This is a genomic window from Chitinophaga sp. (assembly GCF_017745275.1).
GTDB lineage: Bacteria > Bacteroidota > Bacteroidia > Chitinophagales > Chitinophagaceae > Chitinophaga.
Genome location: NZ_JAGHZS010000001.1, coordinates 804680 through 820113 on the forward strand (window position 1 = coordinate 804680; position 15434 = coordinate 820113).

The 15434-nt window shown below is 45.9% G+C and carries 12 protein-coding genes; 6 read left to right on the top strand and 6 right to left on the bottom strand.

Annotated elements, in window-relative coordinates; genetic code table 11:
* The first annotated feature begins 73 nt into the window (after positions 1-73).
* Positions 74-2935: an aminomethyl-transferring glycine dehydrogenase gene (gcvP, locus tag J7623_RS03125; protein ID WP_291917054.1), complete on the top strand. Its 2862-nt coding sequence runs from the start codon at positions 74-76 to the stop codon at positions 2933-2935.
* A gap of 105 nt (positions 2936-3040) precedes the next feature.
* Here gcvP and J7623_RS03130 read toward each other — a convergent pair whose 3' ends face one another.
* A complete protein-coding gene (locus tag J7623_RS03130; protein WP_291917056.1) occupies positions 3041-4303 on the bottom strand; it encodes an ectonucleotide pyrophosphatase/phosphodiesterase in 1263 nt (420 codons plus the stop codon).
* A gap of 304 nt (positions 4304-4607) precedes the next feature.
* On the opposite strand from J7623_RS03130, the gene J7623_RS03135 reads away from it, so the two are divergent.
* From J7623_RS03135 to J7623_RS03150, 4 genes are all read left to right on the top strand, one after another.
* Positions 4608-5120 (top strand): hypothetical protein, encoded by a 513-nt coding sequence (locus tag J7623_RS03135; RefSeq protein WP_291917058.1) that lies wholly within the window; start codon positions 4608-4610, stop codon positions 5118-5120.
* Positions 5121-5428: 308 nt separating this feature from the next.
* Positions 5429-6106, top strand: a complete 678-nt coding sequence (locus J7623_RS03140) for a hypothetical protein (RefSeq protein WP_291917060.1) — start codon at positions 5429-5431, stop codon at positions 6104-6106.
* An 85-nt stretch (positions 6107-6191) separates the two neighbouring features.
* Positions 6192-6542: an MmcQ/YjbR family DNA-binding protein gene (locus tag J7623_RS03145; RefSeq protein WP_291917063.1), complete on the top strand. Its 351-nt coding sequence runs from the start codon at positions 6192-6194 to the stop codon at positions 6540-6542.
* Positions 6543-6621: 79 nt separating this feature from the next.
* Positions 6622-8514 (top strand): CocE/NonD family hydrolase, encoded by a 1893-nt coding sequence (locus J7623_RS03150; RefSeq protein ID WP_291917065.1) that lies wholly within the window; start codon positions 6622-6624, stop codon positions 8512-8514.
* A gap of 42 nt (positions 8515-8556) precedes the next feature.
* Here J7623_RS03150 and J7623_RS03155 read toward each other — a convergent pair whose 3' ends face one another.
* Positions 8557-9741 (bottom strand): acyloxyacyl hydrolase, encoded by a 1185-nt coding sequence (locus J7623_RS03155; RefSeq protein WP_291917067.1) that lies wholly within the window; start codon positions 9739-9741, stop codon positions 8557-8559.
* Between the two features lie 262 nt (positions 9742-10003).
* On the opposite strand from J7623_RS03155, the gene J7623_RS03160 reads away from it, so the two are divergent.
* Positions 10004-10603: an FKBP-type peptidyl-prolyl cis-trans isomerase gene (locus J7623_RS03160; RefSeq protein ID WP_366838376.1), complete on the top strand. Its 600-nt coding sequence runs from the start codon at positions 10004-10006 to the stop codon at positions 10601-10603.
* 109 nt (positions 10604-10712) lie between these two features.
* On the opposite strand, the gene J7623_RS03165 is transcribed toward J7623_RS03160, so the two are convergent.
* The 4 genes from J7623_RS03165 to J7623_RS03180 form a co-directional block, all read right to left on the bottom strand.
* Positions 10713-11711, bottom strand: coding sequence for a chorismate synthase (locus J7623_RS03165; protein WP_291917071.1), 999 nt, complete (start codon positions 11709-11711; stop codon positions 10713-10715).
* A gap of 137 nt (positions 11712-11848) precedes the next feature.
* A complete protein-coding gene (gene aroA, locus J7623_RS03170) occupies positions 11849-13111 on the bottom strand; it encodes a 3-phosphoshikimate 1-carboxyvinyltransferase (protein ID WP_291917073.1) in 1263 nt (420 codons plus the stop codon).
* A 39-nt stretch (positions 13112-13150) separates the two neighbouring features.
* A complete protein-coding gene (aroB, locus tag J7623_RS03175; RefSeq protein ID WP_291917075.1) occupies positions 13151-14176 on the bottom strand; it encodes a 3-dehydroquinate synthase in 1026 nt (341 codons plus the stop codon).
* 142 nt (positions 14177-14318) lie between these two features.
* Positions 14319-15422, bottom strand: coding sequence for a chorismate mutase (locus J7623_RS03180; protein ID WP_291917076.1), 1104 nt, complete (start codon positions 15420-15422; stop codon positions 14319-14321).
* Between the last annotated feature and the right edge of the window lie 12 nt (positions 15423-15434).

A 15434-nucleotide genomic window follows, 5' to 3' on the forward strand; every position in this document is an offset into this window, starting at 1 on the left:
CAGTGATTGTTTGGCTGTTCTTTAAAATCTGCATAGCTTTGCGCATTCTATTTCAAATTACCTGCTTTACATCATGAATCTTTTTGATATTCAACAAAATGAATTCGTGCACCGTCACATAGGGCCGAATGAAGCGGAGACCAACCAGATGCTCGAAACCATTGGGGCCTCCAACCTGGAACAGCTGATCAGCAAAACAGTTCCGGGTACCATCCGCATGCAACAGCCGCTGGCTATTCCTGCTGCGATGAGTGAGAGTGATTACCTCCGCCACCTGAAGGAAGTTTCACTGAAAAACAAGGTTTACCGTAATTATATCGGACAAGGTTACTTCGATACCATTACACCCAGTGTTATTCTGCGTAATGTATTTGAGAACCCAGGATGGTATACCCAGTACACGCCTTACCAGGCGGAGATTTCCCAGGGTCGCCTGGAAAGTTTGCTGAACTACCAGACCATGGTAGCTGACCTGACAGGTTTACCTATCGCCAACGCCTCCCTGCTGGATGAAGCGACTGCTGCTGCTGAAGCGATGACCATGTTCTTCAACGCGTTGAATAAAGATCATGACCATGTAACCAGGCCTAAATTCTTTGTAGACAATAACGTTTATCCGCAAACACTGGATGTTATCTATACCCGTGCTACCCCACTGCATATTGAGGTAGTAGTGGGCGACTACAAAACTGCCACTTTCGATGAATCTTACTTTGGTGCGCTGATCCAGTATCCTGACAACGTAGGAGGTACTGCTGATTACCGTACTTTCATAGACAGCGTACATGCAGTAGGTGCATTTGTAGGTATGGCAACAGACCTGCTGGCACTGACCCTGCTGACTTCTCCCGGTGAGATGGGTGCTGATGCTGCTTTTGGTTCTGCGCAACGCTTTGGCGTTCCGTTGGGCTTTGGTGGTCCGCATGCAGCTTTCTTCTCTGTAAAAGATGAATTCAAACGTTCCATCCCGGGCCGTATCATTGGTGTGAGCATTGACGCCAATGGTGGCCGTGCACTGCGTATGGCGCTGCAAACACGTGAGCAGCATATCAAACGTGAAAAAGCTACTTCCAACATCTGTACTGCACAGGCATTGCTGGCTAACATGGCTGCCATGTATGCAGTATACCACGGTCCGGAAGGCCTGAAAAATATTGCTACCCGCGTTGCCCTGCTGACCAATACCCTGGCCGGCAAGCTGAAAGCGAAAGGACTGAAACTGGTAGCTAACAACTTCTTTGACACCATCGTGGTGGAAAATGTGGATATTAAAGCTGCCGCAGAAGCTGCAGGCATTAACTTCCGCTATTTTGCCAATGGTAATGTAGGTATCTCACTGGACGAAACCGTTACACTGGCTGATGTCAACGATATCCTGCATGTATTTGGCGCCGGCACAACCGACGCAGCAGAAGTATCTAACGGTACTACCGGTATTGCAGCAGATTTACAGCGTACTTCTCCTTACCTGCAACACATCGTGTTTAACAGTCATCACAGTGAATCACTGATGATGCGTTACCTGAAGATGCTGGAAAATAAGGATCTGTCGCTCAATACTTCCATGATCTCCCTGGGTTCCTGCACCATGAAACTGAATGCAGCTACTGAGATGATTCCGTTAAGCTGGGCACACTGGAGCAAAATGCATCCTTTTGCTCCTAAAAACCAGGTGGGTGGCTATTTACAAATGGCCAACGAACTGGGTGAATACCTGAGCAAAATTACCGGTTTTGATTCCTGCAGCCTGCAACCTAACAGTGGTGCACAGGGTGAATATGCCGGCTTGCTGGTGATTCGTGAATACCAGAAGAGCATTGGCCAGGGCCACCGTAACATCATACTGATCCCGATCAGTGCACACGGTACCAACCCTGCATCTGCAGTAATGGCGGGCTTCAAGGTAGTAATTGTAAAAGCACTGGAAAACGGTTATATCGATGTGGAAGATCTGAAAGCAAAGGCTGCTGCTCATAGCAAAGACCTGGCTGGTATCATGATCACTTACCCATCTACTTACGGTGTGTATGAAGAAAGTGTGAAAGAAATTTGTGCTACCATACACGAACACGGCGGACAAGTGTACATGGACGGCGCCAATATGAACGCACAGGTAGGCTTAACTGCCCCTGGTTTGATTGGAGCAGACGTATGTCACCTGAACCTGCACAAAACCTTCGCTATTCCTCATGGCGGCGGTGGTCCCGGCATGGGCCCTATCTGCGTAGCCAAACACCTGACACCATTCCTGCCAGGCCACGTTACGCTGAATGATGGCAAACCATCCAATGCAGTATCTGCTGCACCATTCGGTTCTGCCAGCATCCTGCTCATCTCTTACGCTTACATCCGTATGCTTGGATTCAATGGTGTAAAAGCAGCTTCTGAATACGCGATCCTGAATGCCAACTACATGAAGGCAAGACTGGAAAAAGCATATGATATCCTGTACACTGGTGTTAACGGCACCTGCGCACACGAATTCATTGTAGACCTCCGTCCGTTTAAAGCATCTGCTGGTATTGAAGCGGAAGATGTAGCAAAACGTTTGATGGACTACGGTTTCCACGCTCCTACTATGAGCTTCCCGGTACCAGGCACTGTCATGATTGAGCCTACCGAAAGTGAAGATAAAGGGGAACTGGATCGCTTCTGCGATGCGTTACTGGCTATCCGTGCTGAAATTGCTGCGGTAGAACAAGGCGCTGTAGATAAACAAAACAACGTACTGAAAAATGCACCACATACCCAGGCGGTGATCACTGCTGACGAATGGACCCGTCCATACAGCCGTCAACAGGCAGCATTCCCACTGGAATATGTGAAAGCAAATAAATTCTGGCCTTCTGTAAGCCGTATCAACAATACGTTCGGTGACAGGAACCTGATTTGTACCTGCGAACCTGCAAGTGCATATGAGGAGGCAACAGTGTAAGAAACAGCTATTAGCTTTTAGCTACTAGCTATTAGTAAAAGCGGAGAGCATATAATATGCTCTCCGCTTTTTTAATGTTATATGATCTTTACTGCATTGGCTGAGCTAAAAGCTGGGGGCTAACAGCTGTTCCAATACTTCCAGCTTACCATCAATTGGCTGCGTAATATCCAGTCCCAATATTTTTGCTACTAACGGGTACACATGTACGTTTTCGAAAGTGGCGATGCGGGTATTGGTTTTGAAAGCGGGTCCCCAGGCCATGAATATGGCATTCATGTTGGTGAGGTTGTTATCGTATCCGTGATGTCCGGGATGCATTTTTTTACCGTTGGTATCGAAAGCGTAATTCGCTTCTGCCAACAGGATAATATCACCGATGCGGTTATACACATCTTCCTGGCCGTAGTGCCATCTTTCCGGCGTTTCATTTTTCAGGTAAGCGGTATAATGATTTTCATGTGTTTTGAGATAGGTATAAGCGGCTTTTATTTCGGTTTCGCTTTTACCGTAGTACATTACCTTTTCCATACCCGGCATTACTTTCAGCGGTTGTAGTTCAGGCGCGTCGGGGATTTTGAGGGTATTTACCGTATCTACTGCAAGCATACCATGATCAGATACCACGATGAAATTTACCGGCAGCTGTAGTTGATTCACGGCGGCAACCATTTTGCCAATGGCGGCATCTACAAATTGAACGGCGTTGCGTGCGCTGTCAGAATCCGGGCCGTATTTATGTCCCATGTGATCTACTTCGGGGAAGTAGAAAGTGATAAGGTGCGGGCGTTGATCTTCCGGGAGCTGCAGCCAGTTCACCACTTGTTGAATACGTTGGTCGATACCTGTTTTTTCCTGGTATTTAAAGTAATAAGTAGGTCTTATATTTTGTACGGCGCTTTCCGTGCCTACCCAGAAATAGCTGGCACTCAGCATTTGCTGTTTTTCGGCGAGTACCCATAATGGTACGCCGTTGTACCAGGTGCCATCTTCCACGGCGTCGCGGTTACCAACTTTGTATACTGCATCGCGTTTACGATCGTAAAATAGATTATCTACCAGGCCGTGATGCGCAGGATATAAGCCGGTGGCCAGTGAGTAGTGGTTAGGAAAGGTGAGCGAAGGAAAAGATGGCTGCATAGCGGTAGCGCGTACGCCTGCCCCGGATAACTGAAGCAGATGCGTGGCGTTATATTTTTCTGCGTAGTCATAGCGAAATCCATCAATGGAGATCATAATAACATAAGGCCTGGTTTGTTGTGTAGCGCTGTTTTTCCTTCCTTCTACAATTAGCTGGGCCGTGTCCTGTGCGTAGTTGTTGATACTGATCAAAAGCAGGGCGGCGGCGAATAAAAAAATCCTTTTCACGATTGTTGTTTTATGATACAATGGGGTAGAAAAACAGATGGGTTATAATAAGGGGAGCAAATTAGGTAACTATTTTCACTCTGCGCGACATAAATAAATTATGAATACGTTAATAAGCCCGAAGAAATAAATAACTGAGGAGGTATCTATCTCCCTAAATATGTAATAATATTTTAACACATATTATCCCCAAACTGCTGTAAATAAGCAAAATGATAATCACTGAAGAAAAAATTATATATATAATATTAATTAATTAATTGTTTATCTTTATATTAGCCTACTGAAAAACCATACAATAACTATGTCCGACTACACCTTTATTACTACTGAAGAACACTTTTTACTACAGGATGCGCTGAAGAGAAACAAGCAACAGTTGACCAAATTTGCCCTTATTGGTTTTGGCTTATTACTGGTAGCAGCCATCATCCCGCAAATATATTTGTATACTCACAACACGATGGGTGATGCAGATGATTCGCTCCTGTCGTTCAAGAACCTTTGGTTCTGGGTATGGTTGTTATCTTTTGTGATAGCGCTTGTATTTGCCCTCATTAAAGTAACTGACATCCGTTACTGGGCAATTAAAAAGGATCTTACTTCTTTACAGAAAGGTACTTTGCAGGCGCCAATGGAAGCAGTGTACCTGGAAAACAATGATTCACAAACCAACATTATGATCCTGCTGGAGAATAAGAAAAAACGTTTGTTTTACTGGATGCGTGGTGCACTGGAAGGCTATCGTGCCGGGCAGGAAGTAGAGATTACGTATGCCCGTTATTCCCGTGTAATCATCAGCATTAATAAGAAATAATTGATCGTTTTTCACGTGCCGGGTCCTGTGCGTTGGTTTACTAACGTACAGGACTATTTTATTTTGTTAATCTCTACCTGCCCCGTATCTTGTATTGAACTGACTTTTATATCCCAAATAACACTTTTACAAGTAAGCCTATGTTTGTATTTAAAAAAAATGGTGCCCTAAAATGTTTCGCAATTGTATCGCTACTGTCTATGATCGCCTGTCGAAAAAAAAACGATCCTGTTAAACCAACAGTTCCAAATGACGGCTACCTGATAAAGACCGCGACCTTTGTATCCAACTCACCATATATCCTGAGTATGACCTTCAACTATAACAACAAATACCAGTTGACATCTGTTGGAATGGGCAATGAAAAAGGACTTTACGCGTCTAACCAACAGCATTATGATGAGCAGGGAAGAATTATCTATAATAACGGATTTCGGGGAGATAACATCACGCCTGTTTCTTATGACTCTATTGTATGGGCTGGCCAAAAATCAATGCGCTATACCCGCTGGATTTCAGCTGGCCCAACGGTTTACGATACCGCCCAATATGAGTATAATAATACCGGACTTCCAATTTTCTGGAGTCGTCCTATCGTTGATCTCGAGTATATCTATGAAAATGGCGACCTCGTGAAGCGGATTACGACCAAGTTTGCCGGTAGAGATAATATTTTTTCCAAGTCGGAAGCTACTTTTGAATATGATTCTATGCCTAACCCTTTCTATTGGCTGTTTCTGCATAACCCATACGTTAGTGAACTTTCAGAACGAGCCGACTACTTTATGTTACCCAGCAAACATAATATCACTAAAATGAGCATCAACTATCTCTCCGGAGGAGATCCCGCGTATATCACCGAAATGCTCTTTGAAAATAAATACAACGCTACCACCCACTTGCTGGAAGAGCAAACTTTGAAATATAAGACTTTACCCGGAGATACCGTACGATCAAGTACCGTCTTTACGTACATCAAACTGTAGTAACAGATCTTACCAGATATGCCAAAATTTACAGACTTTTGTATGCAGCCAATCTGCATTCAAAAATCAGTAAATCATTTTCATCATGACCCTCGCCCAATTTCAGGAATATTGCCTTTCACTTCCCGGTGTGACAGAAGAATTTCCTTTCGGAGATCAAACCCTGGTATATAAAGTAAGTGGTAAAGTATTTGCCCTCAGTGGCATAGAAGATTTCCATTCCATCAACCTGAAATGTGATCCGGAAGAAGCCATAGAACTGCGTGAACGCTATGAAGGCGTTATCCCCGGCTATCACATGAATAAGAAACACTGGAATACCGTGGATGTACATTCCGGCATCTCCAACAAGCTGATACTGGAATGGATAAAAAATTCCTACAACCTGGTAGTTGCCAGCTTGCCTAAAAAAGAGCGGGAAAAACTGGGCCAATAACCGTTCCCCATATAACCCACCAGTCATCCATATTTTTGCATTATTTTAGCCCCCAATCTAAATCTTAAATAAACCGTTTATGAGAAAATGGCTGCTACTGGCCTGCACCGCGCTATTTCTGATACCCGCTGTGTGTAAAGCTGTTAACCAGGACTCCCTTTGGATGTATGAACACTACACCAAAAAAGAAGTATACATCCCTATGCGGGATGGCGTAAAATTGTTTACCGCCGTTTACCTGCCCAAGGATCAATCAGAAAAACATCCGATCCTGATGACGCGCACTCCGTATTCCTGCGCTCCTTATGGCGAAAAAAATTTCCGTCCGTATTACAATACGTACTTCAACAACTACATGAAAGAAGGTTATATCCTGGTAGTACAGGATGTGAGAGGTACCTGGATGAGTGAAGGTAAGTTTGTGAATGTACGTCCTTTTAACCCGGCCAAGAAAGGGAAGACTGACATCGATGAAGCCAGTGATACTTATGATACCATCGACTGGCTGGTGAAAAATCTCGCCGGCAACAACGGTAATGTAGGCGTACTGGGTATTTCCTATCCCGGCTTCTACTCTACCATGGCTTCACTGAGCAACCACCCTGCTTTAAAGGCAGTGAGCCCACAGGCTCCTGTTACTGACTGGTTTGTAGGAGATGACTTTCATCACAACGGTGCGTTCTTTCTCTCCGATGCCTTTTCTTTCTACACCGTTTTCGATCATCCACATCCGAAACCAACAACAGTAGGGCCTAAAGGCATCCAATACTACACCCGCGATAATTATAAGTATTACCTGGAAACCGGCGCACTGCCTAACTTCTCCAAAATTATCGGTGACAGCGTTACTTTCTGGCAGGAGATGTATGCGCATCCTACCTACGATAGCTGGTGGAAAGCGCGTAACGTACGCAACTTCGTGCAAAATGTAAAACCAGCCATGCTGGTAGTTGGCGGCGTATTTGACGCAGAAGATTGCTTCGGCGCCTGGAACACTTATAAAGCCATCGAAGAAAAAAGTCCGGCTACCAATAACCGCCTTGTAATGGGCCCCTGGTATCATGGTCAATGGGCATCCAATGATGGTACTCACCTGGGTAACGTACGCTTCGGCAGCAATACCGCTGAATACTATACCAGCAACATCGAAATTCCTTTCTTCAACTATTACCTGAAAGGTAAAGGACAGGCACCTGCCATAGCAGAAGCCACCATCTTCTTCACCGGCGAAAACAAATGGAAACAATTACCTAAATGGCCTCCTGCAGATATGTCGCCAACACCTATCTACCTGCAGGATAATGGCAAGCTTGATTTCACCAAACCAGCCGGCAGCAACAACTTTAGTGAATATGTGAGCGATCCCGCGAAACCTGTTCCATATACAGAGGATGTACATTTCAACCGTACTATCAACTACATGACCGACGATCAGCGCTTTGCTTCCCGCAGACCAGATGTTGCCGTATTTGAAAGTGAAGAACTTACCAGCGATGTTACCCTGGCAGGTCCGGTGGTAGCTGACCTGATCGCCAGCATCAGCACTACCGATGCGGACTTCATTGTAAAGGTGATTGATGTATTCCCGAACGATTTTAAATATGAAGAAGATGCCAGCACGGAACATCGCCGTGTTCCGTCTTCTACCTATCCAATGGGTGGTTACCAGATGCTGGTACGCGGAGAAATTATGCGCGGCAAATTCCGCAATAGCCTCGAAACACCGGAAGCATTTGTTCCTGATCAACCTACCAACGTGAAATTCACGTTACCGGACGTGGCCCATACCTTCCAGAAAGGCCACCGTATTATGATACAGGTACAAAATAGCTGGTTCCCACTGGTTGACCGCAATCCGCAGCAGTTCATGGATATTTACAAAGCCACAGATAAAGACTTCAAAAAAGCAACTATCCGCATCTATCACGATGCACAGCACCCTTCCAGTGTGATATTGCCAATTGTAAAATAAATATCTTTCCTGGCGCCCTATATCAGCGGGCGCCAGGATCATTTACCAGCGCATCTTTCCGCCCCCACCCCATTCAATCCAGTCGGCTGCACCACCATCCATGGTTTTAAGTGCTACCTGTATAAAGCCATACCTGCCTATATTATAACGCAAGGCTATCCGCATAAAGTAATTTCCTTTTTCATTATTACGCTTCCAGGCATAGGAACCCAACTGGGCCTTCATTTCAAAGTCTTTCACATGCAACGTATAGCCGGCATGGTAGCCCATCAGCATTTTATCCGTGGTGCTTACGTTGGTATATAACTTATGATAAGTCCAGCCCAGGGAGCCATCATAAAACCCATCGAGTCCGCCGCCGATGCTGCTCATGTGGGAGATACGGCGGTTATAGTCAAATATCAGGGAAGCGGTACCATAAAAGGCTTGCAGGTGTTCATCGCTGGGAGTTTGTACTACGCCAAAGGCAGCGGTAGCACTGACTTCATTATACAACCGCGGCGGTGGTACCGGTTGTTTCACAAAGGTGGGTCTTCGTGGCGCCTTGTATGTAGGATCAATTTGTTGTATTACAATACCGCGGATAATATTGTAATGGTAGCGTATTCCTACATGCAGGCCGGCCATATTTAATCCCAGGTTGGGCGTATGTGTACGGCCATTGGAAAAGTGGGTGATATCTGCTCCATAAAGGAAATCAATGGCGTCCGAAACTTTCAGCACTCCACTGGCGCTAAGATTAAAATAAACATCCACCTTGGAGCCAATGGCATCGTTGAGAGGATTTTTGCTGGAGTCATAGGGGTTTAGGTCATAAGTCAGGCCCAGGGATAGTCCCAGCTCAAAGTCGTTGATTTTCCGGCGATGAAAAGGCACAAAAAAGAAACCGTATATCCCGCTGGGGTTTCCCAGGATAGTGGGATTGCCAATATCTCCGGTGTAAAAACCGAGACCATAGCTGGGATAATTAAACACGCGCTGCCAGGTTTTGTTGCCACTGGATTGCCAGCCCATGCGCAGCTCTACCGACCGGTAACCATCATCCAGCGCAATTTTCAGCTCTTCCCCATTATATAAATGGGAGCCGGAGTGGAACTTTAGCTCCAGGTATTTATGCTGGCCAAGGTTAGGATTCAACCTGGCTCTTTTCCACAGATCAGTGGTATCCTGTGCTGGCAAACATCTCCCGAAAAATAATAATAACAGAAACAGGGCATATGGCTTCATAACAATGGCAAAAACAAGAAATATGGCCGAATGTTCAATGCCATAAAAGGCCGGCCTGCTAAAATATTTTATTGATTAACTTGCAGGCATTAATAAAACCCTTATTTTAAATAATATTACTGACAACAACGCTTTTATGTACAAGAAATACCTGTTCATCGGTGCACTGGGATGTTTGTCTACACAAGCTTTCAGTCAAACCAAACCTACACCTAAGCCAGCTGCCAAACCGGCCGTAAAAACTGCCGCGAAAGCATCCGTAATGAAAACACGCCTGGATTCCGTGAGCTATGGTATTGGCGCTAACATTGCCGAAAACCTGAAAGCCCAGGGACTGGATAATATCAATACCGCTTTATTAGCCAGGGCTATACAGGATGCACTTAAAAATCAAACTTTATTACTGTCAAAAGAACAATGTGATATGAGCATAAGTAATTATCTGCAGCAGTTAAAAGCTGACAAATCTGCCAAGAACCGTGAAGCAGGGCTGAAGTTCCTCGCCGAAAACAAATCAAAACCAGGCGTGGTAACCCTTCCTGATGGTTTACAATATGAAATCCTGAAAGCAGGAGATGGTCCTAAACCAACTATCAACGACAAAGTAAAAACACACTACCACGGTACTTTAATTGATGGTACTGTGTTCGATAGCTCTGTTGACAGAGGTCAGCCTATCTCCTTCCCGGTGAGTGGTGTGATAAAAGGATGGACAGAAGCCCTGCAATTAATGCCTGTAGGCTCTAAATGGCGTCTTTTCATTCCATCTGAGCTGGCATATGGCGATCGTGGCGCAGGTCCGAAAATCGGCCCCGGCAGTACGCTGGTGTTTGATGTGGAATTGCTGGCTATTGAGCAGTAATTTATGGAGCTGAAAGCATAAAGCACAAAGCATAAAGCTATTGAAGCGATTGATTAAAGCGAAAATCTTCGCTCTCATCAATCGCTTCAATAGCTTTATGCTTTGTGCTTTATGCTTTCAGCTTCCTCGGCCTGCGTTGTTCCAGCAGCATAAAATCTGCCAGCACCATAGCCGTTACTGCCTCCAGTACTACGGGTACACGGAGCGCAATACATAAGTCGTGGCGCCCTTTCACACTGAATGTTTCCACTTCCCCGCTTTTGATATTCAGGGTTTGTTGTTCCTTTGGTGTGCTGGACGTAGGCTTCACTGCAATCCGGAATACCAGCGGGTTACCGTTGGTGATACCGCCTACCACGCCGCCGGCATGATTAGTAGCTGTTTTACCGGTTTTATCCAGGATGGCATCGTTGTGTTCCAATCCTTTCATTTTGGCGGCGGCAAAGCCAGCGCCAAATTCAATACCTTTCACCGCGGGGATAGCAAATACTGCATGTGCCAGCGCTGACTCCAGGGAATCAAAGAAGGGTTCTCCCAATCCGATAGGCAGGCCGTCTACCACACATTCCACGATACCGCCTACAGAATCTTTCGCCGCAATAGCTGCTTCCAGGCCTTCTTCCGCATTGGCATAGCCACCCACTTCTGTGATGGTAGCATTTACCTGGATATCGTTCCCTAAAATTTTCTTGGCAATAACACCGGCTGCTACCAGATTGAGGGTGAGCCTGCCGCTGAAATGCCCGCCACCACGGTAGTCTTCAAAGCCTCCGAATTTTTCGGTGGCTACAAAGTCGGCATGACCCGGACGCGGGAACTCTCGTAATTTATCATAATCGGCGCTACGGGTATTGTTATTTTCAAACAAGATAGTCACGGGTGCGCCGGTTGTATGATCATTAAACACACCGGATTTAATGAACGGTAAATCTTCTTCTTTTCGGGGAGTAGTGCCCCTGGAGCCGCCTTTACGGCGTTCCAGGTCTGCCAGGAAATCTTCCTGCTTTAAAGGCAGGCCGGCAGGAATGCCATCTATATTTACGCCAACACTGGCGCCATGTGATTCTCCAAAAACGTTGACCCTGAATAATCTGCCAAAACTGTTCACACGCTGATAATTTAAAGTGAAAAAACAGCTGTTAGCTTTTAGCAGTCAGCTTTTAGCAAATGCAGCGGAGATTAACATATTATATAGTCTCGCTGCATTTGCTAAAAGCTGACTGCTAAAAGCTAACAGCCAGCACGCTATACGCTTACCGCAACTTTGCCACCTAACAAGGCCAGGTGATCATAAAATTCCGGGTAAGATTTATTGATGGCTTCTGCATTGTCGATGGTAACAGGACCATCGGCGGTGAGCGCAGCCACTGCGCAGGCCATCGCGATGCGGTGATCATTATGCGAATGCACGTGGGCGCCTTTAATACCGGTGCCACCGTGTACCAGCATGAGATCGCCCTGCAGGTCTATTTTAATACCCATCTTACCAAATTCCTCCTGTAAAGTTAATCCGCGGTCACTTTCTTTATGTGCCAGGCGGCTCACTCCTTTTATTTTCGTAGTGCCGTGGCAGTTAGCAGCCAGTGCTACCAGCGGAGGAAACAGGTCAGGGCAATCTGTTGCATCTATTTCAAATGGTTGGAGTCCGCCTTTTTCTATGTTTACGGTGAATACTCCGGACATCAGGTGGGCACCTGCTTTTTCCAGCGCTTCCAGTATCGCCTTGTCTGACTGTGCAGAGGCGACATTCAGGTGCTGTACTTCCGCTTTACCCGCTACTGCTGCTGCTACCAGCAGGAATGCGGCGCCGCTCCAGTCACCTTCTACCGTATAATCTACGGCTTTATACGCCTGTTTGCTGCCGAAATGGAATGTTTCGAAATTCTTTTCTGTTACCTGTACACCAAAATGTGCCATCAGTTGCAGGGTTAACGCAATGTATGGTTTGCTCTTCAGGTCTGTTACTGTGATCGTCGCATTTTCAGCGGTAGCGCCATATGCCATCAGCAAACCAGTGAGGAACTGGGAGCTTAATGATCCATCGATCGTAATATCTTTAGGTTGTAGCGGGCCCTGGATATGCAGCGGCAGCTTACCACCCTGTGTAGTGCATTTCACCTCCAATTGTGGCAATACCTGCTCGAAGAAGTCCATTGGGCGGGTAGTTAAGCTACCATGTCCTTCAATGGTAATAGGCAGGGAAGACAATGCTGCGATAGGTGTAAACATACGGATACCGAGGCCTGATTCGCCGCAGTTAATTTCATCATAAAACGGGGCTACGCCATTGCTGGTGATTTCAAAATAATCGTATTCCCGTTTGATCTTAGCACCCAGATTTTCGGCTACTTCCAGTGCTGCCAGGCAGTCATTGCTGAGGCCAGGATTACGGATGATCGTCGTTCCCTTTGCCAGCAAAGCTGCTGCTACAGCGCGTTGCATAGCGCTTTTGGAAGGATTGGCCGTAACGGTACCGGCAATGGTAGCTGGTGATACAGTAACTTGCATATATATTTTCGTCCGCCTTTAATTTGATTAGAAAAAATTTTACAACTCCTGCAGTAACAATTTCAGTTCTGCAATGGGTACCGGCATGGTGGTAGCTTTACCTATTTCCTCCAGCAGCACAAAATGGATCACATCTTTCTCGCGTTTTTTATCCAGTTTAAAGATATCAAACACGGCCTCTTTATCTGATGTAAAAGCGACTGGCAGTTGGTAGTCGTTAATCAGTTTTATCAATCGCACGGTGGCGGAAGTAGGCAGGTTCATCAGCTTTTCCGAAAAACGGGTAGCTGCTACCATACCAATTGCTACAGCTTTACCGTGTGCAATGTGTTCCAGCTTTTCTACCGCATGGCCAAGGGTATGACCGAAATTCAGCCAGCGACGGGGGCCCGTTTCCAGCTCATCTTCCAATACTACCTTTGTTTTTGCGGCCACTGATTTTTCCACCAGGTATTCTAATACTGCCACATCACGGGCCAATGCTTTCTCTTTGTTTTGCTCCAGGAAATCAAATAATTCCGCATCCATGATGCAGGCATATTTAATGATTTCCGCAAAGCCGTTATGCCATTCTTCTGCCGGCATGGTGAGTGGTAAGGTATAGTCGAACAGGATAAACTGCGGCTGGCGGATAATACCCAGCAGGTTTTTATGTTTACCATGACTTACCCCATTCTTGCCGCCAATAGAGGCATCTACCTGTGCCAGCAAAGTAGTGGGTACAAATCCAAAAGGAATCCCCCGCATATAAATGCTGGCGGCAAACCCGGCTACATCCGTCATCATACCACCACCGATGCCTACCAGCATGGTTTTGCGGTCGGCTTCGTAAGCAATGAGGCCATCAATGATTTTTTCAACGGTGGCCATATTCTTTACTTCTTCGCCGGCGGGGATTACAATTTTTTTCCAATTGTGCAAATGATGACCATGATGTCGTTCCACATTTTCATCTATTACCAATACGGCCCTGTTACGGTCTACATGATTGCCCAGCTGCAGCAGGCTTTCTCCCAAAAAATAGGTAGTTTCCTGTTGTGCAAACTGGTGGAGTTGTTTGAGCATTTAGCTGTTAGCTTTTAGAAAGATATGTAAATAGCTATTAGCTGTTAGCTTTTAGCTTTTAGTAAATGCAGCGAAGATGATTATATGTTGGTCTTCGCTGCATTTACTAAAAGCTAAAAGCTAATAGCTAACAGCTGTCTCGCTATTTCTCTTCGTTCATCACTTTGTTCTGGCGGTTGATGGATTCCAGGTGAACTGCATCGAAATATTTCAGGATGAATTCTTTCGTCAGGCCCAGTTTCTCACCTTTTGCGATGTTGCGCTCCAGGATTTCGTTCCAGCGGTTTGTTTGCAGGATGGTGATGTTGTTTTCTTTCTTGTAGGTACCGATTTTTTCAGCAATTTTCATACGGTTGCCGAGCAACAGCATGATTTCATCATCTACCTGGTTGATTTGCGCACGCAGTTTTTCCAGGGCAGAGTTGAAGTCTTTTTTATCGGTATGTTCTCTTCTCCAAACGATACCATCCAGCAGTTCTGCCAATTTTTCCGGTGTCACCTGTTGTTTGGCATCGCTCCATGCGTTGTCCGGATCTACGTGTGTTTCCAGCATCAGACCATCGTAATCGAGGTCAATGGCTTCCTGTGAAACTTCCTGTAAGATATCGCGACGGCCGGAGATGTGTGATGGATCGCAGATCATTGGCAGTTCAGGCATACGGCGTTTCAGCTCAATAGCCAGGTGCCACATCGGCGCGTTGCGGTATTGGGTGTTACCATAGCTGGAGAATCCACGATGGATTAAACCTACTTTGGTGATACCTGCTTTCTGAATTCTTTCTACAGCGCCGAGCCACAGTTCGAGGTCCGGATTGATAGGATTCTTAATTAAAACGGTAGTATCAACACCTTTCAGGGCGTCGGCTACTTCCTGTACGGAGAAAGGGTTTACCGTGGTACGTGCACCTACCCACAGGATATCTACACCAAAATGCAATGCATCTTCTACCTGTTTAGCAGTAGCTACTTCCACTGCCAGTGGTAAGCCGGTGATTTCGCGGGCTTTCTGCAACCATGCAAGGCCTTTGGTACCGATACCTTCAAAGGAACCGGGACGGGTACGTGGCTTCCAGATACCAGCGCGTAACACGTCTACTTTACCAGTTTTTTGCAGGGCCAATGCGGTGGCTAATACCTGCTCTTCGGTTTCTGCACTGCAGGGTCCGGAAATGATCAACGGCTTTTTATCGGAAGACGGATCGGAGAATTTGGTTTTAGATAAAATCTGTTCCATTGTCTGTACCATAGTATTGAAGTT

Coding starts and splice junctions, on each gene's coding strand:
- J7623_RS03155 (WP_291917067.1), bottom strand. CDS start 9,741: ATGAAGCCATATGCCCTGTTTCTGTTATTATTATTTTTCGGGAGATGT.
- gcvP (WP_291917054.1), top strand. CDS start 74: ATGAATCTTTTTGATATTCAACAAAATGAATTCGTGCACCGTCACATA.
- aroA (WP_291917073.1), bottom strand. CDS start 13,111: ATGCAAGTTACTGTATCACCAGCTACCATTGCCGGTACCGTTACGGCC.
- J7623_RS03140 (WP_291917060.1), top strand. CDS start 5,429: ATGACCTTCAACTATAACAACAAATACCAGTTGACATCTGTTGGAATG.
- J7623_RS03180 (WP_291917076.1), bottom strand. CDS start 15,422: ATGGTACAGACAATGGAACAGATTTTATCTAAAACCAAATTCTCCGAT.
- aroB (WP_291917075.1), bottom strand. CDS start 14,176: ATGCTCAAACAACTCCACCAGTTTGCACAACAGGAAACTACCTATTTT.
- J7623_RS03160 (WP_366838376.1), top strand. CDS start 10,004: ATGAAAACACGCCTGGATTCCGTGAGCTATGGTATTGGCGCTAACATT.
- J7623_RS03145 (WP_291917063.1), top strand. CDS start 6,192: ATGACCCTCGCCCAATTTCAGGAATATTGCCTTTCACTTCCCGGTGTG.
- J7623_RS03150 (WP_291917065.1), top strand. CDS start 6,622: ATGAGAAAATGGCTGCTACTGGCCTGCACCGCGCTATTTCTGATACCC.
- J7623_RS03135 (WP_291917058.1), top strand. CDS start 4,608: ATGTCCGACTACACCTTTATTACTACTGAAGAACACTTTTTACTACAG.